This is a genomic window from Streptomyces sp. NPDC005791 (genome assembly GCF_042871485.1).
Lineage (GTDB): Bacteria > Actinomycetota > Actinomycetes > Streptomycetales > Streptomycetaceae > Streptomyces.
In genome coordinates, this window is the sequence record NZ_JBIAIP010000003.1 from 159,562 (window position 1) to 178,507 (window position 18,946).

At 70.0% G+C, this 18,946-nt stretch carries 16 protein-coding genes, 1 tRNA gene and 1 pseudogene; 11 read left to right on the forward strand and 7 right to left on the reverse strand.

Features of this window, described 5'->3' with window-relative positions; translation table 11 throughout:
- Nucleotides 1-169: 169 nt before the first annotated feature.
- The 4 genes from ACFYSH_RS07905 to ACFYSH_RS07920 are packed head-to-tail and all read left to right on the forward strand — an operon-like array spanning nucleotide 170 to nucleotide 3,596.
- Nucleotides 170-2,182, forward strand: a complete 2,013-nt coding sequence (locus ACFYSH_RS07905; RefSeq protein ID WP_388751389.1) for a sensor histidine kinase — start codon at nucleotides 170-172, stop codon at nucleotides 2,180-2,182.
- A gap of 7 nt (nucleotides 2,183-2,189) precedes the next feature.
- The gene (locus ACFYSH_RS07910) at nucleotides 2,190-2,624 is read left to right on the forward strand and encodes a roadblock/LC7 domain-containing protein (RefSeq protein ID WP_359465069.1); all 435 of its coding nucleotides are present in this window, start codon (nucleotides 2,190-2,192) and stop codon (nucleotides 2,622-2,624) included.
- A 2-nt stretch (nucleotides 2,625-2,626) separates the two neighbouring features.
- Nucleotides 2,627-2,998, forward strand: a complete 372-nt coding sequence (locus tag ACFYSH_RS07915) for a DUF742 domain-containing protein (protein ID WP_099175472.1) — start codon at nucleotides 2,627-2,629, stop codon at nucleotides 2,996-2,998.
- The gene (locus ACFYSH_RS07920) at nucleotides 2,976-3,596 is read left to right on the forward strand and encodes an ATP/GTP-binding protein (protein ID WP_388751391.1); all 621 of its coding nucleotides are present in this window, start codon (nucleotides 2,976-2,978) and stop codon (nucleotides 3,594-3,596) included. Before ACFYSH_RS07915 ends, ACFYSH_RS07920 begins: the two co-directional genes overlap by 23 nt.
- Before the next feature lie 270 nt (nucleotides 3,597-3,866).
- On the opposite strand, the gene ACFYSH_RS07925 is transcribed toward ACFYSH_RS07920, so the two are convergent.
- Nucleotides 3,867-6,914: a ThuA domain-containing protein gene (locus tag ACFYSH_RS07925; protein WP_388751393.1), complete on the reverse strand. Its 3,048-nt coding sequence runs from the start codon at nucleotides 6,912-6,914 to the stop codon at nucleotides 3,867-3,869.
- Between the two features lie 175 nt (nucleotides 6,915-7,089).
- Here ACFYSH_RS07925 and ACFYSH_RS07930 point away from each other — a divergent pair, with 175 nt between their 5' ends.
- Nucleotides 7,090-7,458, forward strand: coding sequence for an MmcQ/YjbR family DNA-binding protein (locus ACFYSH_RS07930; protein WP_359465077.1), 369 nt, complete (start codon nucleotides 7,090-7,092; stop codon nucleotides 7,456-7,458).
- A gap of 7 nt (nucleotides 7,459-7,465) precedes the next feature.
- Here ACFYSH_RS07930 and ACFYSH_RS07935 read toward each other — a convergent pair whose 3' ends face one another.
- Complete coding sequence (locus ACFYSH_RS07935; protein ID WP_388751395.1) at nucleotides 7,466-8,365, reverse strand: transketolase family protein; 900 nt, start codon at nucleotides 8,363-8,365, stop codon at nucleotides 7,466-7,468.
- A gap of 34 nt (nucleotides 8,366-8,399) precedes the next feature.
- On the reverse strand, nucleotides 8,400-9,113 hold the full coding sequence (locus ACFYSH_RS07940) for a transketolase (protein WP_359465082.1): 714 nt from the start codon (nucleotides 9,111-9,113) through the stop codon (nucleotides 8,400-8,402).
- Nucleotides 9,114-9,240: 127 nt separating this feature from the next.
- On the opposite strand from ACFYSH_RS07940, the gene ACFYSH_RS07945 reads away from it, so the two are divergent.
- Nucleotides 9,241-9,314 (forward strand) — tRNA-Pro (locus tag ACFYSH_RS07945).
- Between the two features lie 111 nt (nucleotides 9,315-9,425).
- On the opposite strand, the gene ACFYSH_RS07950 is transcribed toward ACFYSH_RS07945, so the two are convergent.
- From ACFYSH_RS07950 to ACFYSH_RS07960, 3 genes are all read right to left on the reverse strand, one after another.
- Nucleotides 9,426-10,652 (reverse strand): tyrosine-type recombinase/integrase, encoded by a 1,227-nt coding sequence (locus ACFYSH_RS07950; RefSeq protein WP_388751656.1) that lies wholly within the window; start codon nucleotides 10,650-10,652, stop codon nucleotides 9,426-9,428.
- A complete protein-coding gene (locus ACFYSH_RS07955) occupies nucleotides 10,652-10,807 on the reverse strand; it encodes a hypothetical protein (RefSeq protein WP_388751397.1) in 156 nt (51 codons plus the stop codon). Before ACFYSH_RS07955 ends, ACFYSH_RS07950 begins: the two co-directional genes overlap by 1 nt.
- An 86-nt stretch (nucleotides 10,808-10,893) precedes the next feature.
- On the reverse strand, nucleotides 10,894-11,061 hold the full coding sequence (locus ACFYSH_RS07960) for a hypothetical protein (protein ID WP_388751399.1): 168 nt from the start codon (nucleotides 11,059-11,061) through the stop codon (nucleotides 10,894-10,896).
- 892 nt (nucleotides 11,062-11,953) lie between these two features.
- Between ACFYSH_RS07960 and ACFYSH_RS07965 the strand changes: the two genes are divergently transcribed.
- On the forward strand, nucleotides 11,954-12,097 hold the full coding sequence (locus tag ACFYSH_RS07965; protein ID WP_359465087.1) for a hypothetical protein: 144 nt from the start codon (nucleotides 11,954-11,956) through the stop codon (nucleotides 12,095-12,097).
- Between the two features lie 188 nt (nucleotides 12,098-12,285).
- On the opposite strand, the pseudogene ACFYSH_RS07970 reads toward ACFYSH_RS07965, so the two are convergent.
- Nucleotides 12,286-12,414: pseudogene (locus ACFYSH_RS07970) on the reverse strand (NAD(P)-dependent oxidoreductase); the annotation flags it as partial.
- Nucleotides 12,415-12,712: 298 nt separating this feature from the next.
- Here ACFYSH_RS07970 and ACFYSH_RS07975 point away from each other — a divergent pair.
- From ACFYSH_RS07975 to ACFYSH_RS07990, 4 genes are all read left to right on the forward strand, one after another.
- Nucleotides 12,713-14,296, forward strand: coding sequence for a long-chain fatty acid--CoA ligase (locus tag ACFYSH_RS07975; protein WP_359465089.1), 1,584 nt, complete (start codon nucleotides 12,713-12,715; stop codon nucleotides 14,294-14,296).
- Between the two features lie 57 nt (nucleotides 14,297-14,353).
- Nucleotides 14,354-15,622, forward strand: coding sequence for a 5-aminolevulinate synthase (gene hemA / locus ACFYSH_RS07980; RefSeq protein WP_359465091.1), 1,269 nt, complete (start codon nucleotides 14,354-14,356; stop codon nucleotides 15,620-15,622).
- A complete protein-coding gene (locus ACFYSH_RS07985; protein WP_359465093.1) occupies nucleotides 15,619-17,172 on the forward strand; it encodes a long-chain fatty acid--CoA ligase in 1,554 nt (517 codons plus the stop codon). The genes hemA and ACFYSH_RS07985 overlap by 4 nt, the downstream gene beginning before the upstream one ends.
- A gap of 91 nt (nucleotides 17,173-17,263) precedes the next feature.
- Nucleotides 17,264-18,946: type I polyketide synthase (locus ACFYSH_RS07990; protein WP_388751402.1), on the forward strand; the 1,683-nt coding region annotated here is incomplete at its 3' end.

Here is an 18,946-nt window from a genome sequence, read left to right on the forward strand (position 1 = left end):
CAACAGCGCACCGGGCACAGGTGAGGGGCGACTACCGTGTGTTGCCGGTGATCAACGGTGGGCTCATATCGGTCGGGCCTGCCCCAGCCGTTGACCCGGGCCTGACCGACCACCGTAGGTGACACCACATGAATGCCGATTCCTGGTGCCCCACGTACCGAGGACGATGATGTCTCAACTTCGCGCACCCACCGCGCGACCAGAACGCCGCGAGGGCGGACGGCACGGCCGTCCGGGTGGCCGTTCGCACTCGGCCACGAGCGGGCCGCGTGCCACCCGGCCCGCTCCCGACAGGAGTCTGCGCCCACAGCTGCTGCGCACCACCGTCCTGCCCACCGTGGCCGCGGTGCTCAGCGGAGCCGCGGCCGTCATCTTCACCATCCGGGCCTCCGGGGTGCGTCCGTCAGGCAGTCTCCTGGCGGCGCTCGGCGGATCCGGAGCACTCGCCGTGGCAGCGGTGGCGGCGGCCTTCCTCGGCGCCGGCCGGCTCGCCACCGGGGTACTCGAGCGCGCTCAGGCGCTCCGGCGCACCGTTGCCCAGCACCACGCCGAGCTCCAGCGCGCCCTGGAACAGCTCCGTGACGGCGAACCCCTGCCGGCCCGCCGTGCCGCGCCCTCCGTACCCGGCGCGGACGCCTTCGATCTCCTCACCCAGGAAATGGCCCGTTCCCAGGACGACGCGGTAGCCGTAGTCGTCCAGGCCGCACAGCTGCACCGGAGCGACGGGAACGAACAGAAGGTCGAGGTCTTCGTCAACCTCGCCCGGCGGTTGCAGTCCCTCGTGCACCGTGAGATCCAGATCCTCGACGAGCTGGAGCACGAGGTCGAGGATCCCGACCTGCTCAAGGGCCTCTTCCACGTCGACCACCTCGCCACCCGCATCCGCAGGCACGCCGAGAACCTCGCCGTACTCGGTGGCGCCGTCTCACGGCGGCAGTGGAGCAACCCCGTGACCGTGACCGAAGTGCTGCGCTCGGCGATCGCCGAGGTCGAGCAGTACCCGCGGGTCAAGCTGGTACCACCGATCGACGGCACCCTGCGCGGACACGCGGTCGCCGACGTGATCCACCTCCTCGCCGAACTCGTCGAGAACGCGACGGTGTTCTCCGCCCCGCACACCCAAGTCCTGCTGCGGGCCCAGCGCGTCACCGCCGGGCTAGCGCTGGAGGTGGAGGACCGGGGGCTCGGCATGCCGGAAACCGAGCAGAAGCGTATGAACACCCTGCTCGCCGCCCCCGACCAGGTCAATGTCGCCCATCTACTGCAGGACGGGCGGATCGGGCTGTTCGTGGTCGCCTCCCTGGCCCGCCGACACGGCATCGCCGTTCGCCTGCAGAGCAACATCTACGGGGGCACGCAGGCGGTACTCGTCCTGCCCGAGGTCCTCCTGGGCATCGACATCGATGCCGCGACGACGACCCCCGGCGCCGCGCCGGCCCCGCCGCCCGGACCCGTGCACCGGCCGTCGCCCGCCCAGGACGTACCGTCCGTGACCACGCCCCACGCCACCGCGCAGCCTCCGCTGCGGCTCGACCGGACTCCCCGACAGGACCGGCGCCAAGGGGGAGGGCCGTCGCTGCCGTTGCGGGCGGAGCGGGTCGTCGACCGTCCGAACCTCGCCGCTTCCCCTCCGGGTGTCCGACCTGCCGAGACCGCCCCGCGGAACGAGCCCGCACCGTCGGGCGTTCCCATGCCGTCAGCCGAACCGGCCCCGCCCCCCGGGCCCGTGGAACCGGTCCTGCCGGCCGTGAGCCCCGGTGCTCCCGCCGCAACGCCGCCGGCCGCCGCAACTGACCCCGCCCGCCCCCAGCTGCCCAGGCGCAGCAACCAGGAGCACCTGGTTCCGCAGCTCAGGGAGGCCCCGGCCCCCCGTGCCGCCGACGAGAACGCCACGCTCGACCCCGGCCTCATGGCGGCCTTCCGGCGGGGTGTCGACCTCGCCGAGGCCCAGACCGCCGAGGAGCCGGGGACGACGGACGCGTACGGTGCACCGGCTGCCGGGCCTACCGCCTCAGGCCCCGCGCCGACCATCAAAGCGCAACGGCACCACGGCCTCGCCCCGCTGCCCTTCCGAGGCTCCGGCACCACCGCGACGGCCGGTACGGAGCGAGTCGACCCGGGGCATCCGGTACCACGCATGCCCGAACGGGATCCACGACCCGAGAACACGTCCAAGGAGTAGATGCACCATGACGAGCGACATGCCGTCCGGCCACGTTTCGGACCTCGACTGGCTACTGAGCGGCCTGGTCCAACGCGTGCCCTACACGCGCAGCGCGGTCCTCCTCTCGGCGGACGGCCTGGTGAAATCCGTGCACGGCATGGATGCCGACAGCGCCGATCACATGGCCGCCCTGGCGGCCGGCCTGTACTCACTCGGCCGGAGCGCCGGTGCACGGTTCGGAGACAACGGCGACGTGCGGCAGGTGGTGGTCGAGCTCGACTCGACGCTCCTCTTCGTCTCGACCGCCGGCTCCGGCACCTGTCTCGCCGTCCTCGCGGGCCGCGAGGCGGATGCCGCCGTACTGGGGTACGAGATGGCCATGCTGGTCAAGAGCGTCCGCCCCTACCTGATGACGCCGCTCCGGCAGTCGGCCGGAGCGCCGTTCACCCCGGGGCTGTGAGGATGCCGGCCCCGCAGGACGGGCCGTTGCTCGACGACGCGGCAGGCCGGCTCATCCGCCCGTACACCGTGAGCAACGGCCGGACGCGGCCGACCACCGTACTCGACCTGCTCTCCCTGGTGATGGCCACAGGGAGCGAACCACAGGTCCACCTCGGCCCCGAACACACCGTGGCCCTGGAACTCTGCGGCGGACCCACGTCCGTGGCGGAGATCGCCGCCCATCTCCGGCTGCCCGCCGTCATCACCAAGGTCCTTCTGTCCGACCTGGTCGACTGCGGGGCGGTCACCGCACACGCCCCCGCGTTCCATGACATGCCAACCGACCGATCCCTGCTGGAGGCAGTGCTCGATGGTCTACGACGACAGCTCTGACAGCTCCGGACACTCCGAATTCTTCCCCGTGGCCCTCAAGGTCCTGGTGGCGGGCGGCTTCGGCGTCGGCAAAACGACGTTCGTGGGTGCCGTCAGCGAGATCGCGCCGCTGAGTACCGAGGAGCTTCTGACGCAGGTCAGCGCGGCGACCGACAGCCTGGAAGGCATCGAATCCAAATCGGCGACCACCGTGGCCATGGACTTCGGCCGGATCACGCTGTCCGAACAGCATGTGCTCTACCTCTTCGGCACCCCGGGACAGGAACGCTTCTGGTTCATGTGGGACGAGCTGTCGAAAGGCGCGCTCGGAGCGGTCGTGCTGGCGGACACGCGTCGGCTGGCCGAGTGCTTCCCCGCGGTCGACTTCTTCGAGCGGCGCGGCATCGGATTCGTCGTCGCGGTCAACGAGTTCGACGGTGCCTACCGTTACGAACCGGAAGAGGTGCGGGGCGCGCTCGACCTCGGCCCCGAAGTACCGGTCGTCCTCTGCGACGCCAGGATCGCCAGCTCCGGCACCGGGGCGCTGGTCACCCTCGTCCAACACCTCATCAACGCCACTGCGCCGACACCACTTTCGGGCTTCGGGGTCCGTTCGTGAACCCGTACAGGACGGGCCGGCTGCTGCCCACCCCCATCGACCAGGAGGCATCCCGGCGGGGCGCGCTCACACGGATGCACACCCCGGCCGGCATCCGGGACGGAGCCGGACTGGCCGCTGTCGCAACGGCCGGCCTCCGCTGTCCGGCCCGGTGCCCACGGTCACTGCCCACACGTGGTCGTACGGCGCAAGGCGCTGGCCGGCGGCACAGGCGTCCGCTCCGCTCATCGACCGTAGGGGCGTCGCGCTCGGTACCGTCTGCAACCGCGTTCATTCCGGGGCCGCGTGGAAGTGGAGCCAGTCCACTGCGAACAGGTCCGGCTTCTCACTGCTCCACGCGGAGTTGCTGAACACCAGGTACAGTCGCGAACCGCTGTGGTTCCTCAAGGTGGTGGTCGGCGAAATGGTCTTCTCGGTGGCCCTCGCACCGGGGACGGACAGCGAGCCGAGGAGGGGGCCGTCGGGGGAGCCCGCCCGGAACTCCACCGTCCCGCCGGCTCCGCACGGTGTCGCACCGACCGTCACCGATCGGATGTCCTCGAGGTCCACCGGAGCGAAGGCGATCCAGTCCCCGTCCTCGATCTCCGTCAGCGCCCTGCCTTCCGACGCGTCGGCACGGCTTCCGACCACGGCTCCGTCGTGAGTTCCTCCGGTGGTGGTGAACCGTTCTGCCTCCTGGAAGGCCGTGCGCAGGGTGAACGAGGTGAAGCCCGTGAGCTGCGGGGCGTTGGGCGCGCCCCTGTCCGTGTACTGCACCGTGATCCGGTGCGGGCCGGGCGGGGAGGCGGCACCGGACTCCGTGACGATCGATCCCTGGCACCCTGCTGAGCGGCCGGCGTGGGGGCGCAGCGTGCCGGGGTGGCCGATCGGTGAGCGCACGAGGACCCGCGTGCAGTCCACGGCGGTGTGGTCCCCGTCCTCTTCGTCCGTCACGGCCACCGTGAACGCGAGGGTGTCGCCGGCGCGGAACAAGCCGCCGTCCGGCGGCCGTCGGACGGCGAGCCGGGGCCGGGTGTTGCCCACGGTGATGTCCTGGCCGGCCATGGCTGTCGTACCTTCGGGGCCCGTCACGGTGAGTCGGGCGGTGTAACGCCCTTCGGTGCCGTACGTGTACGACGGGTGCGCCTCCGTCGAGTCGGTGCCGCCGTCACCGTCGAAGTCCCAGGCGTACGTGACCGGGACCTTTCCGGAAAGCCCCGAGCCCGCACCGGTGAAGGCCACGGTCAGCGGGGCGGAGCCGTTGTCGCGGTCGGTGGTGATTGCGGCACCGGGCAGCCGGCTGTCGCCGACGTGGTCGATCCGGAAGACACCGGCGCCGTCGTCGCCTCCCTCGTCGACGTCACGGCTCGTTCCGCTGCCGAGTCCCGCGTCGATGACGTACAGGGCGCCGTCCGGGCCGAAGGCGGCGGCGGTCGGGCGCTTCCACTCCATGTCCCCGAACACACCGTTGACGGAATGGAGTTCCCCGGCCTCGACCGGACCGAACCGGGGGTCGGTGAACGTCTGGTCCTCACGCTGGAAGGAGAGCGTGGTGAAGCGCCGCCCGGCCGGGTCGTACGTGAGCCACTTCCCGGCGAAGTACTCCGGGAACTTGGTGCGGTAGAGGCTTTCCGAGGCGTAGGTGTGGACGGGGCCCTTCATCGCGACAGCACTGCCGGGCTCGGTGGTGCCCGGCAGTGCGCCGTTGATTTGCGGGGAACAGTCGGCCGCTCCGTGGGCGACGCCGCCGGCGCAGTACGGTCGGCCCATCTGGCCCGCCTCGGTGATCCGGAAGTGGCTCATCGTGCCGTCGGCGTCGGTACCGGCGGCCAGCAGTGCGCCGCTCACCGGGTCCACGGTGACGCGATAGGACTCGCGCATGCCCATCGCGTAGATCTCCGGGCGGGTGCCTGCGGTGCCAGGTTCGAAGAGGTTGCCCTCAGGCACGGTGTAGGTGCCGTCGTCCCGCGGGACGATCCGCAGAATCGCGCCTCGTAGATCGTTCGGAGCTCCCGAGGCCCATGGAAGCGTGATGTCACCCGTCGCCGCATACAGGCGGCCGTCCCGGTCGAATGCGAGCGACCCGGACGGCGGGGAACCTCCGCTGCCGGGTGACGCGCCCGCGAGCCGCCGGCCCGGAAGGGTCAGCAGACGTTTCTCCGAAGCGGGATCGACCGTGTCTCCGGCGGCTGTGAAACGGGAGAGGAACAGCCGCTTTCCCGTGGTGTCCGCACGCAGCAGGTACAGCCAGTTGTTCCGCGCGAACCCCGGATCCAGGGCGAGGCCGGTCAGCCCGTCCGAACGGGTGGCGGTCTCCGGGGCGTATGCGAGGTCGAGGGCCGTGGACACCTTCATCGTCCGTTGGTCGACGACCTCGAGCTCACCGGTGCGCCGGGCCACGAACACCCGGCGGTCGGGGGAGACCGCGACGTCGACGGGATCGCTGAGACCACCGGTCGCGAGGGGGGTGCGCTGGTAGGCGGCGGCCTGGGTCGCGGTGCAGTCACCCGGCTTCGCGCCCGCGGCCCACTCGAGGCCACCCAGCAGATGGGCGAGGAAGTCCTCCTCCTGGAACGCCGACGGCGCGTGTCCGCCCGCGGTGAACCACGAACGCCCGCCGTCGTAGTTCTGGCACCACGACCAGGGATGATCCGCGCCCTCATCGAGGCCCGTGACGCCGTCGCGGACCCTGATCTGCGCGAGGGTGTGCACAGAGGAGGTCGGATTGGTGCGCCAGTTGTACCACTCGTCCGTACGCTCCCAGAGGTCGGGCAGCGTCACCGTCGAGGGATGCGCGTGGTCGAGGACCTTGACGCGGCCGGTCTGTACCGGCGTGCCCCGGTCGCGAGCGGCGCCGACCAGCCCCTCGTACCACTCCCAGTCACCCACACCCGCCGAGGCGTCGTGCAGACCGACCCAGCCCCCACCCGCCCGGATGTAGTCCTGCAAGGCCGCGCGTCCGTCCCCGTCGAGGTCGCTGCCGTCGTCTTCCCCTGCGGACGCGGCGGTGTTGAAGACGACCGCGTGAAACCGTGCCAACCGGGCGTCGTCGAAGACGTCGGGGTCCTCCGTCGCCTCGACCCCGAAACCGTTCCGGGCCCCGAGTCTCCGCACCGCGTCGACACCGGCGCGGACCGCTTTCTGTGACGCGTGCGCCGCGCTCGAGTACACCAGCACCCGGAAGGCGGGCGCCGCAGGGGCCCTGGAGTACGCCGCGGTCGCCACCGAACCGATGATCAGCGCCTGCAGGACGAAGAGGGTCGTGAGGGCGATGGTCCCCGGCGAGAAGGAATGCGACGCGGGCCTGCTGCGCGGCGGACGTGACGGACGGCTGTTCATGAGGGCGCTCCCGGTGGGGGGTGGGGGCCGGGCCTGGAGCAGAAAGCGCTTTCCGGTACGTGCGGTTCAGCGTAGATACACGGCATGTCCGGGTCAATGGGGCCGAGACCTCGCTCAGGCCGGGAGCCGAGGCTACGGTCGGACGCATCGCAGCCCGAGGAGCCGGAGACCGCGCATGACCATCACCGCCGACGATGTCCGCGCGACCGCGCTGTCCCTGCCCGATACGGCCGAGAAGCCGGCTTGGGGGCAGCCCACCTTCCGGGTCGGCGGAAAGATCTTCGCCGCACTGGGCGACGACGACGCGACCATGGGCGTCAAGTGCCCCGTGGAGGACCGTGCCGAGCTGATCGCCGCGGAGCCCGACAAGTTCTTCGTACGCCAGGGACATGACGACACCAGTGCCTGGCTGCGGGTGCGGCTCGCCGCACTCGACGACGCGACCGAGCTGACCGCGATTCTCACCGACGCGTGGCGGCAGGCCGCCCCACGCGGGCTCCTCGCCGCGCACCCTGAGCTGAGCCCGCCGCCGGTGGGCGACTGACGGGACCTCAGAGAGGCAGGAAGGCGGTGATCCTGTGCCGCAGCGAGTGTGCGTCGAGTCCATGCGCCACGAGATGGTCCGCCATCTGTCCGTACCTGCGCAGTTCGCCCCGGCCCACCCCCAGCCCCAGTACCCGGTGGGGCAGATCGATCAAGGCGTCGTTGGCCGCCGCGGTCGATGTCCCGGCGAGATACGGCTCGACGATCACGACGTCCGCGCCGCCGGGCTCATCGACCGTTCTGCGGAGCCCGGCCGCGTCGAAGGGGCGCACGGTTGTCGCGTACAGCACGGTCATGTCCAGGCCCTCGGTCGCGGCCAGGACGTTGTCGAGCATCGGTCCGACCGCGATCACCACACCGCCGGCCCCCCGGCGCACGGTACCGAAGCCGGGGCCCGAGAGGTCGCGGCCCATGCTGTTCGACTGGAGGGAGAGCCGTACATAGACACGGCCGTCCCCCGCGACGGCCCGCCGCAGCAGGGCCTCGGCCTCTTCGGGGTGCCCCGGCACGTGCACGGTCCAGCCGTCGAGCGTGTCCAGGAGTGCGACATCGCCCGGTGACATGTGGGTGAAGCCCCCGGCAGGCCAGTCGTACGAGCCTCCGGCGCTGACGAGCACGCCGCCCACCCCCTGATGCCCCAGGTCCAGCTTCACCTGCTCGAAGGGACGCTCCACGAGGAAGCTCGCGAAGGTGTGCATGACCGGCCGCAACCCGGTCAGGGCCATCCCGGCCCCCGCGCCGATGAGCAGCTGCTCCCTGATCCCGACATTGACCACCCGGTCGGGATGGGACCGCTCGGCCCGGCCGAATCCGTCGCGGCTGATCTCCGCGAGCACCAGGGCGACGCGGGGGTCCTCGTCCAGCAAGCGGGTGGTGGTGGAGATGAAGCGGTCGCGCATGGTGTCCATGGTGGAGTCCTCGGTCCTGTTCCGGTGGGGATGCTCAGCGGCCGGGTGCCACACGGGCGATCACGGCGTGCGGCCGGCCGGGGTGCGGCGCGGTGAAGGCGGCGAACAGCGCCTCGTGATCACGGCCGTCCACGGTCCTGACCGACCACCCCGCGGCCCCGAACCTGGCCGCGATCCCGCCGGGCAGGGCATGTGTCGCCGAGGTGTTGTCGATCACCACGGTGTGCAGCTGCTCGAGCCCGGCCGGGCCGGCGTAGGCGATCGCCTCGTGGTTGCTGCCCTCGTCCAGCTCGGCGTCGCCGACCAGCACCCACACGCGGGGGTCGGCCAGCCCCTGAGCCCGGAGCCCCAGCACGCTGCCCACGGCGAGCGGCAGCCCGTGCCCGAGGGACCCGCTGCCGATCTCGGCGCCCGGCACCAGCAGCCGGTCGGGATGGTGCCCGAGCGGCGAGTCGTACGAACCGAAGCCGGCGAGCAACTCCTCGTCGAAGAAGCCGCGGGCGGCCAGCACGGCGTAGTACGCCATCGGGCCGTGCCCCTTCGAGAGCAGAAACCGGTCGCGGCCTGGGGCGTCGGCGGTGGCGGGCGAGACCCGTAGCACCCGGTCGTACAACACCCAGAGGGCATCCAGGGTGGAGGTCGCGGCTGGGCCGTGCTTCTCGTCGCCGGTCATGAGGCTCATCAGCCGGTCCAGCTCGTCGTAGCCATGGACCGGAGGGGTGGGTGTGTGCGTCAGGCGGCTCGTCATGTGCCCACCGTTCGACATCAAGCGTGGTTGAGGTCAAGCCGGGGAAACGGGTGCGTGAGCACCCGTGTAAGTGCGGTATTGTTCTCTTGCGCGTTCGGCCAGGGGAAAGCCCAGGTCAGGCGGGTAGCGGGACGTGGCGCAGCTTGGTAGCGCACTTGACTGGGGGTCAAGGGGTCGCAGGTTCAAATCCTGTCGTCCCGACTGGAGACAGTCGCAGGTCAGGGCCGGTTTCGGAGCAATCCGAAACCGGCCCTTGACCGTTTTTGGGGACCAGCTGGGGACCCAGCTGGAGGTCCGGCGTCCTTGACCGGGTCAGCGGGTCATGACGATGGGGCTCGGCAGCGAGCGTGGTGCGCGCAGCGCGTTGAAGTGGGCCGAGAGCGCCGCTCCGGCTGCTGTGATCTTGTGTACGTCGGGGTGCAGGTAGCGCTGGGTGGTGGTCAGGGAACCGTGGCCGGCGATCCTGCGTAGGACGTGTACGGGGACTCCGGCGTCGGCGAACCAGGTCAGTGCGGTGTGCCGGAGGTCATGGCGGCGCAGATGTTCGTAGCCGAGCTTGGTGACTACGTCGTCCCAGTGTGTGGCGTCACGCAGCACGGCGGTGGAGATGCGTCCGCCTCGTGGGCCGGTGAACAGTCGGGCGTCGGGATCGGGGCCGGCCGACAGGATGCGCTGGGCGACGAGGGGGCGGATCTCCTCGACGATGGGAACCTTGCGGGCCCGCTTGCCCTTGGTGCCCTTGGTGCCCTTGTCGGTCAGTCCGCCGGGCGCGGGTGTGGTCTGGCGCCGCACGGTCCAGATCCACTGGGTCGTGTCGATGTCCCCGACGCGACAGCCTGAGATCTCTCCGATTCGTGCGGCGGTGCACGCGGCGAAGGTGACCACCTCTCCCCACCCCCGGTACTGGTCGTGGGATGCGGCGACGAGTGCGTGGGCCAGTGCGATGAGCGTCTCCCAGTCGGGGAGGGCCAGCGCGCGTGGGTCGAGGAGCTCGTCCTCGGCCTGCTTGTAGAGCTTCTGCCAGCCGGTGACCCGAGCGGGGTTTACCTTGATGATGCCGTCACGGACAGCCTGCTCCATGACGCGGACCAGGACGGCGATGGTGTTCTTCACTGTTGAGCGGCTGTGCTCGTCGGCGATCCAGTTCTGCACGGTGCGGTCGACAACGCCGTTAGTGATCATTCGGACCGGGAGATGGCCCAGGGCGGGGACGACACGAGTACGCCAGCCCGCGAGATATGGGTCGAGTGTCTTCAACTCCAGTCCGCGCAGGGCGAGATCCATGTTCGCATCACCGTATTCGGCGAGCTTCATGGTGGCGAGCGACGGGGACAGTCCTGCCTCCGCGGCTTCGATAATGGACTGGAGCCACTCCTGTGCTTCGTCCTCGTCCGCCTTTCCTTCCGACAGGGACAGACGGCGCTTCGTAGCCGGATCGAACCAGCGGACTCGCGCACGGTACGGGTTGGGGCGATCAGGCCGGTACTCGATGTCGGTGGTGAGTCGGACACCGACCGGCACAATGGCTTTGTCGGCCATCATGCGTCTCGGCGCGGGACGGTCCGGTGGCGGTGCAGCCATTCCTCAACGTCGACCGCGCTGTACATGATGACGCGTTCCGAAACGGTGTCGGTCTTGTCGTTCTTCGACGTCCACTTCCGTACGACTGCGAAGTCGCCGCTGGCGAACTCCACACTGGCGATGCGAACCTTCGTCAGCTCTGAGCGGCTCCGCGGCAGTAGTAGCCCCGGTAACAGATGACTTCGTCGCGCAGGCCGCCCTAGGTGTCCGAGCATCCGGCGATCATCTGAGTGAAGCGTTTCATGTCGATGGGCGGAGCCGACCGCAGGCTGCGGCCGATCTCTGCCTGCTCGTGCCGGGCGCCGGCGTAGATCGTCAGGGCCTTCGCGGTGGGCGGCCACTTCTCGTGCTCGGGCAGGGCGTTCATGTCGACGATGGCCGGGCACCACCCTCAGCCCGGCCGCCGAGGACGAGGGGCTCCGTGCCTTCCGCGCGGCGCGCGAGGAAGGCGCGCACTCGGCACGGCTGTGGTGGCGGCGCGGACGGGACGACTGGCGGCCCGCCGAGAAGCGTCGCCGGACCCGCGCACTCAAGGCCCTGCTGGCGGGCGTCCTCACCACGGCGGTGCTCGGCGGTGGCGCGGTGGCGGCAGGGGGCGGCGCCGTCTCGCTGCCGTTCGGCACAGGCGCGGAGCCGGAGCACGGGCGGAACGCGCCCGCCGTACCCGGCGGGAGGGAGGAACCGGCTGGTGAGGGGCGGACACCGCAACGGTCGTCAGGGCCCTCCCCGTCGGCCGCACCCGAGTCCCCCCGGCCACGCCCGGTCACCGCGCGGGATGCTGCGGCGCACTGCCGCGTCCATCTGGCGGCCTTGGAGGGGCGGAGCAAGGAGTCCAGGGAGGCGGCGACCAGCCGGCTGGAGGAAGCGGCGGGCAGCCGGGAGGCCGTACCGGGCTTCTGCGAGCGGCTCTTGGCGGGCGACCAGCAGAAGAAGGCCGGGGCGGACCAGCCGGCGCGGAGCCCGGAGCACCCTCGCAAACCGGCCTCCAAGGACACGCACACCGACCGGCCCGGACGCGGCGCGAGACCCCCACGCGGAACGCCCCCGACCGGGCGGAGCTTCCGGCCGCCCTCGGCGCCGGGGAGGGGCGTGGCGGTAGGGACCGCTGGTCGTGCGTGGGGCACCGGGACGGGCGCTGGTGGAGACCGCGGGGCAGGAGGACGCGACCTCTTGATCGTCGGCACAGGATCGCGCCGATGGCCGCACCAATGCCTGTGCCGGTCGGTGGCCCGTTACTGCCTCGTCCACGCGTCGTGCCGGTGCTGGCTGTACCCCCGTCACCCCTGGAGAAGGAGCTCGCCGCTGTGCGACGCGGCATCACCTGGCGGCTGCCGCTGCACACCCGGGCGCTGACCGGCCCCGTGCCCGCGCCGCAGAGCCCCGACAGGAGGCAGGCGTCATGACGCGCGTGCACGAGACGTCGGTGACGGCGCGCTCCCCCCACGCCCCGCGTCCCTCGCGGGAGCCAGGACCAGGTCGGTGACGGCCACCGTCCTCACCGCTGCGAGCGGTAGGAGGGCGGTGAACCGACCGGCCTCCGTACCCCGGGCCGCAGGGCACGGCGGAGGATGCGACGGCCGCCGGCACCCGGTCACGCGGCCGGATGCTTGATGCTCTCGATGATCCGGGCGAATCCCTCCGTCCCGTGGCCGGCGTCCACCTGGCGCTGGATGAGCTGCTGGACCATCGCGATCGGCTCGGCGCTCACTTCCTGCTCGGTGCTCGCCTCGACGTGCGGGGTGCGGGCCGTAGGTGCCGGGGCGCGTCGGCCGAGGAGGCTCGGTGGCCTCGGACTCCCGCTCCCTCCCCGGCTCCGGAGGTGCGGTCACCTCGCCGGGTGCGCCGGCGCCCCGAGAGGCCGCCCGGCGTGTGCCCCGAACGGCTACCCCGATCGGGATGCCTTCCGGCTCTCCGTTGTAGCCAGTCGAACGATCTACCGCCTCCTTCCCTCGCATGGTGAAGATTGAATGCCCGATCGGACGACGTCGTGACAGTTGGCAAGGTAAAAGGAAGGTCCCATGAGCCTGCCGCAGCATTGGTGGAGCGCAAGTCGGAGTTATGTCTCGGAGATCCTCTCGCTGTTCGCAGCCACGCCGGATCGTGATGTCGTTCATTGGCGCGGTAAAGTGTTCTCCGGTGGCGAAATGGTCCGGTCCGTCACGGATGCATTCCTTGCGCTGCGCGACCGTGGAGTGGGCAAGGGGGATGTGGTGGCGATATTCGTCGCACCCAACAGCCCCGAGATGCTCACCGTGCGGTACGCGACCCATCTGCTCGGCGGCGCCGTGTGTTATCTGCGAACCACCAATCCGGGTACCAGGACAACGGTACTTCCGCTGGATCACCAGATGCAGATCCTGCGCGAAACCGATGCGGTGACCCTCTATGCCGACGCGGAGTGCTCGGAGCGCGCGACCGAGCTGGCCGAGGCCGGTGGGCTTCTTCTTACGCGCGTTCAGGAGGGGGGACGCGGGGAGGCCGGCCTGGCCGAGGGTATGGGTGCCCCGGAGCTCGCGTCATGGGATCCGCAGGCGCTGGCCTTCATTGGCTTCACGAGTGGCAGCACCGGCCGGCCCAAGGGCATCCGGCTGTCGGGCCGCGCGTGGGAAGCCACGGTACGTGCGTGGATGGATGTCGGTCGTGAATACGACTGTGCGTCGATCCTGGTGACGACCCCACTGAGTCACGGCGTCGCCGCGATGGTGGACGCGGTCTTCGCGCTGGACGGAGCGCTCCATCTCCATGAGAGCTTCGATGCCGAAAAGTTCGTGGACACCGTCTCCGCCGAGAAGGAGATCTCGTGGACGTTCATGGCGACGAACCACGTGTTCCAGGTCATGGACCATCTGGCTGGGCGAGGAATTCGTGACACTGCCGATTTGGAAGCCGCGGGCCTGTCCTCGCTGAAGCGGATCGTCTACGGCGGCAGCCCTGCGGCACCCGCGCGCATCGCACAGGCTTTTCAGCTGTTCGGCCCTGCCATGGCGCAGGGTTACGCCACGAGTGAGAGCGGCCGGATCACGATCCTGACTCCTCTGGAGCACGGCGACCCGGAACTCGCGGCCACGGTCGGCCGGCCCTTTCCCGAGGTGGAGGTCGCCGTCTGCAACTCGAATACCGGCGCGCAGTTGGCGCCGGGGGAGATCGGCGAGGTCCGTGTCCGCTCGCCTCAGATGATGGACGGCTACAACGACAACCCGGAATTGACCGCACAGGTCATTCGGGACGGCTGGTATTTCACCGGTGATATCGGGCGCCTCGACGAGCGGGGCTATCTGACTCTCCTGGGGCGGGTGGCCCACGTCATCAAGGTCGGCGGCGTCAAGGTGCATCCCATCGTTCTCGAGGCGCAAATCCTCTCCCACCCCGGAGTTCTGCACGCGGCCGTCTACGGCGTGCAGGACGAGGACGGAAGCGATCACATCCACGCCGCTGTCGAATGCGACCCGGCCGTGGTGGTCGACGTGGAAGACATCCGTACGCGGATCGCTGAGAGGCTTTCTCCGATTCACGTGCCTGAGAAAGTACACGTCCTGAGCGCTCTGCCGATGAACAGCAACGGCAAGCCCGACAAGGTGCTCCTGAAGTCCCAGTATTCCTAGACCGTGAAACCTTCGGTTCGCAGGTCAATCCGACCACTACGTCGAGAAGGCGAGTGAATGAACGTTCACCTGGCATCATATCTGAGTGGGACCACCGCCGGCGATCTCGCCGGAAGCAAGCGGGAGTTCCTGGAGATCGGCCGGCGTTCCGGTGATTACCCCATGGCCACTGCGCGGCGCGACGGGGTGGATTCGGAAGTAAGCGTCTGGTGCAGCAACGACTACCTGGGAATGGGCCAGAACAGCCAGGCCATCGCCGCCATGCATGCCGCGATAGACACCCATGGTGTGGGCTCCGGAGGTTCCCGGAACATCGGCGGGACCAACCACTACCACGTCCTTCTCGAAAATGAGCTGGCGGATCTGCACGGCAAGGAATCCGCTCTCCTGTTCACTTCGGGATACACCGCCAACGAGGGCTCCCTCAGCGTGCTGGCGGGGCTGCCGGAGGACACCGTCGTGTTCTCCGACGCGAAGAACCACGCCTCGATCATCGACGGCCTCCGGCACAGCGGCGCGAAGAAGCACATCTTCAGGCACAACGACGTCGCCCACCTGGAAGAACTGATCGCGGCTGCTCCCGCCGACTGCCCGAAGCTCATCGTCGTGGAATCGGTCTATTCCATGTCGGGCAACGTCGCGGCGCTCGCCGAGATCGCCGACATCGCGGACAAGTACGGTGCCACCACCTTCATCGACGAGGTCCACGCGGTCGGCATGTACGGACCGCAGGGCGCCGGAATCGCCGCGCGGGAAGGCATCGCCGACCGGTTCACGGTCGTGATGGGTACCTTGGCGAAGGGGTACGGGACGGTCGGCGGCTACATCGCGGGCCCGGCGGTCCTCGTGGACGCGGTGCGGACCTACTCGCGCTCGTTCGTCTTCACCACCTCGCCGCCGCCGGCTGTCGCGGCTGCCGCGCTGGCGTCGGTCCAGTACCTGCGGTCCTCCGATGCCGAGCGGAAGGCCCTCGCGGCGAACGCGCGGCTGCTGCACAGCCTACTGATCGCGGCCGACATCCCGTTCATCTCGACGGACTCCCACATCGTCGCGGCCTTCGTCGGTGACGACGAACTGTGCAAGCGGGCGTCCCGGCTGCTGTTCGAGCAGCACGGGATCTACGTCCAGTCCATCAACGCCCCCAGCGTGCCCGCGGGCGAGGAGATCCTGCGGATCGCTCCGTCCGCCGTGCACGAGCAGAAGGATGTCGAGACCTTCGCCGACGCCCTGCACGGGATCTGGAAGGAACTGGACATCCCGACCGCGAGTGCACGGGAGTGGGCCACGTCCGGTCTCCGGGGTCGCGGCGCCCGCACCGCCGGATGACCATGTCCGTCGCAGGCGTACTCGCCGGCGCGGCGGCGCGGCGACCCGACCACCCGGCCGTGATCCAGGGCTCCGAGCGTGTCACCTATGGGTGGCTGTGGGACCAGGCACGTCGCTACGCCGCCGTACTGCGGGCCGACGGGGTGCGGCCGGGAGACGCGGTCGCCATGCTCCTGGCCGACACCCCGCGGTTCCCCGTCGTGTACTTCGGCGTGCTGGCGGCCGGCGCCGTCGTGGTCCCGCTGAACGTCATGTCGACCCCCTCGGAGATCGATCACGTACTGACCGATGCCGACGCCCGTTTCCTGGTGTGCGACGCCCCCCTGCTCGCCGGGGCGAGAGAGGCGGCGGAGCCGCTCGGCACGGTGCTCCTCACCGTCGGGCCGGGCCCCGAGGACACGGTCGACCTGGAGAGCGCGGCACAGGACACGGCGCCGATCGACGATGCCGCGGTGCGGGAAGCCGACGACGTCGCGGTCGTGTTCTACACGTCCGGCACGACGGGTGAGCCGAAAGGGGTGATGCTCACCCACCGGAACATCCTGCACAACGTCGAGAGGATGGTCACCACTCCGTACATGTTCCGGAGTGACGACGTGTTGCTCGGCTGTCTGCCGCTGTCGCACGGCTTCGGTCAGATCTGCGGCATGCTGACCGGCTTCCGCGCCGGTATCTCCATCGTCCTGATGCCGAGGTTCTCCGGGCGGGAGGCACTCGCGCTGATGACGGAATACCGGTGCACGGTGTTCATGGGCGTACCGACCATGTACGTCAAGCTGCTCGACGCGGTGGCGCGGGGTGAGCAGGCCCCTCGACTCGACCGCGTGTACAGCGGGGGATCGGCGCTCCCGGTGAAGACCCTCGAAGACGTCCGGAGCACGTTCGGATGTCCTGTGTACGAGGGCTACGGGATGACCGAGACCTCGTGCAGCGTGGCCTATCACTATCCGGGCGTGACGTTCCGCCCCGGAACGGTCGGTGTTCCCATCACCGGCGTCACGGTCGGTATAGCCCGGCCGAACACCGACAGGATCGATCTCCTGCCGGCCGGCGAGGTGGGCGAGATCGTGGTGCGCGGTCCGAACGTCATGGCCGGATATCTCGGTCGCCCGGATATCACCGCCGGGGTCCTGACCGACGGCTGGTTCCTCACCGGTGATCTCGGGACGCTGGACGGTGACGGTTACCTCTCGGTCGTGGGCCGGAAGAAGGACCTGATTCTCCGCGGTGGCTACAACGTCTATCCGCGTGAGATCGAGGAGATCCTCGCCGGGCATCCGGCCGTCGCGCAGGTGGCGGTCATCGGTGTCCCGCACCCGGAACTCGGTGAAGAGGTCTGGGCGGTTGTCGTGCCTGCCCGGCCGGAGGACATCACCGCCGGAACGGATGCCGAGATCATCGAATGGGGAAGACAGCGCCTTTCCGCGTACAAATACCCACGGCGCGTCGAGTTCACCGACGCCCTCCCGTTGGGATCCAGCGGAAAAGTCCTCAAACGGATGCTGGTCGCGGCCTACGAGCCGGCCGGCTCGTCATCGCAGACGAAATAGAAGCACATCGGCACAGCACCCGCGGCACGGCTGCGGGTGCTGTGCCCCCGCTCAGGAATCGTACGGATCAATAGGTAGGGCGTACTCGACCATGGTTGAATTCCAAGCTGACACGTCGATATCGGCCGAGGCGATCGCCGTCGTCGGTATGTCCTGCCGACTGCCACACGCGGAGAACCCCGCGCAACTGTGGCGGCTGCTGCGCGAGGGCCGCAGTGCGATCGGCGCGCCCCCGGCGGGGCGCCCCGGACTGCCCTCCCGGCCGGGGGGCTATCTGGAGGACGTCAGCGGCTTCGACGCGGGCTTCTTCGGCGTCAGCCCGCGTGAGGCGGCGTCGATGGACCCACAGCAGCGGCTGATGCTGGAGCTGGCCTGGGAGGCGCTGGAGGACGCCAGGATCCTGCCGTCCGCTCTCGCCGACAGCCGGACCGGTGTCTTCGTCGGTGTCATCGCCGACGACTACGCCGCGCTCACGCGTCAGCACGGGGGCGACGGCGTCACCCGCCACACCCTGACCGGTCTCAACCGTGGTGTCATCGCCAACCGGATCTCCTACACCCTGGGTCTGCACGGACCGAGCGCGGCCGTGGACACCGGCCAGTCCTCCTCACTGGTCGCCGTGCACCTGGCAGCCGAGAGCCTGCGCCGCGGCGAGTCCACCATGGCCCTGGCCGGCGGGGTCAGCCTCAACCTGGTGCCGGACAGCACCACCAGCGCCGAGCGGCTCGGCGCCCTGTCACCGGACGGCCTCAGCTTCACGTTCGACGCGAGGGCGAACGGATACGTACGCGGTGAGGGCGGCGCGTTCGTCCTGCTCAAGCCACTGCACGCAGCCGTGGCGGACGGAGACCCGGTCTACTGCGTGCTGCGCGGCAGCGCGATGAACAACGACGGGACCACCGAGGGCCTCACCGTGCCCAGTTCGGCCGGCCAGCAGGAGGTCCTGCGGCAGGCGTACCGGCGTGCCGGCGTGGCCGCCGAGCAGGTCCAGTACGTCGAACTGCACGGCACGGGCACCAAGGTGGGCGACCCGATCGAGGCGTCGGCTCTGGGCGCGGTGCTCGGTGACGGCCGCGCGGACGGAGCCGCACTGCGGGTCGGATCGGTGAAGACGAACGTCGGGCACCTGGAGGGTGCCGCCGGCATCGTCGGCCTGCTGAAGGCGGCGCTCTGCATCCGTCACCGCGAGCTCGTGCCGAGCCTCAACTTCGAGACCCCGAACCCCGACATCCCCTTCGACGCGTTGAAGCTGGCCGTGCAGCGCGGCGTCGAGGCATGGCCGCGGCCGGACGAACCGCTCTATGGAGGCGTCAGCTCGTTCGGCGTGGGCGGTACGAACTGCCACGTCGTGCTGTCGGACTGGCGCACCGGGCCTGCGGAGGGTCCGCCTGCCGCCCCGTCCGGCACGGGTGCGGTGCCGTGGGTGCTGTCGGGCAGGTCGGCCGAAGCCGTGGCCGGCCAGGCCGGGCGGCTCGTGTCGTACCTGGAGGAGCGGCCGGAGCTGGACGCCGCGGCGGTGGGCCGCTCGCTCGCGGCGTCGCGTGCCCGCTTCGATCACCGAGCGGTGGTCGTGGGGCAGACCCCCGACGAACTGCTGGCGGGTGTGCGGGCGTTGGCCGAGGGCCTGCCTGCGGCCGGTGTGGTGACGGGCCGTGCGGTGCCGGGAGGCCCCGGTAGGACGGTGTTCGTGTTTCCGGGGCAGGGGTCGCAGTGGCGGGGTATGGCGGTGGGGCTGGTGGAGGTGTCGCCGGTGTTCGCTGCTCGTCTGGGGGAG

Excerpts from the sequence above, each read along its gene's own strand:
- ACFYSH_RS07930 (WP_359465077.1), top strand. The coding sequence starts at position 7,090 with ATGACCATCACCGCCGACGATGTCCGCGCGACCGCGCTGTCCCTGCCC.
- ACFYSH_RS07985 (WP_359465093.1), top strand. The coding sequence starts at position 15,619 with ATGACCATGTCCGTCGCAGGCGTACTCGCCGGCGCGGCGGCGCGGCGA.
- ACFYSH_RS07910 (WP_359465069.1), top strand. The coding sequence starts at position 2,190 with ATGACGAGCGACATGCCGTCCGGCCACGTTTCGGACCTCGACTGGCTA.
- ACFYSH_RS07940 (WP_359465082.1), bottom strand. The coding sequence starts at position 9,113 with ATGACGAGCCGCCTGACGCACACACCCACCCCTCCGGTCCATGGCTAC.
- ACFYSH_RS07905 (WP_388751389.1), top strand. The coding sequence starts at position 170 with ATGTCTCAACTTCGCGCACCCACCGCGCGACCAGAACGCCGCGAGGGC.
- ACFYSH_RS07920 (WP_388751391.1), top strand. The coding sequence starts at position 2,976 with ATGGTCTACGACGACAGCTCTGACAGCTCCGGACACTCCGAATTCTTC.
- ACFYSH_RS07950 (WP_388751656.1), bottom strand. The coding sequence starts at position 10,652 with ATGGCCGACAAAGCCATTGTGCCGGTCGGTGTCCGACTCACCACCGAC.
- ACFYSH_RS07975 (WP_359465089.1), top strand. The coding sequence starts at position 12,713 with ATGAGCCTGCCGCAGCATTGGTGGAGCGCAAGTCGGAGTTATGTCTCG.
- ACFYSH_RS07915 (WP_099175472.1), top strand. The coding sequence starts at position 2,627 with ATGCCGGCCCCGCAGGACGGGCCGTTGCTCGACGACGCGGCAGGCCGG.
- hemA (WP_359465091.1), top strand. The coding sequence starts at position 14,354 with ATGAACGTTCACCTGGCATCATATCTGAGTGGGACCACCGCCGGCGAT.
- ACFYSH_RS07960 (WP_388751399.1), bottom strand. The coding sequence starts at position 11,061 with ATGAACGCCCTGCCCGAGCACGAGAAGTGGCCGCCCACCGCGAAGGCC.
- ACFYSH_RS07935 (WP_388751395.1), bottom strand. The coding sequence starts at position 8,365 with ATGGACACCATGCGCGACCGCTTCATCTCCACCACCACCCGCTTGCTG.
- ACFYSH_RS07925 (WP_388751393.1), bottom strand. The coding sequence starts at position 6,914 with ATGAACAGCCGTCCGTCACGTCCGCCGCGCAGCAGGCCCGCGTCGCAT.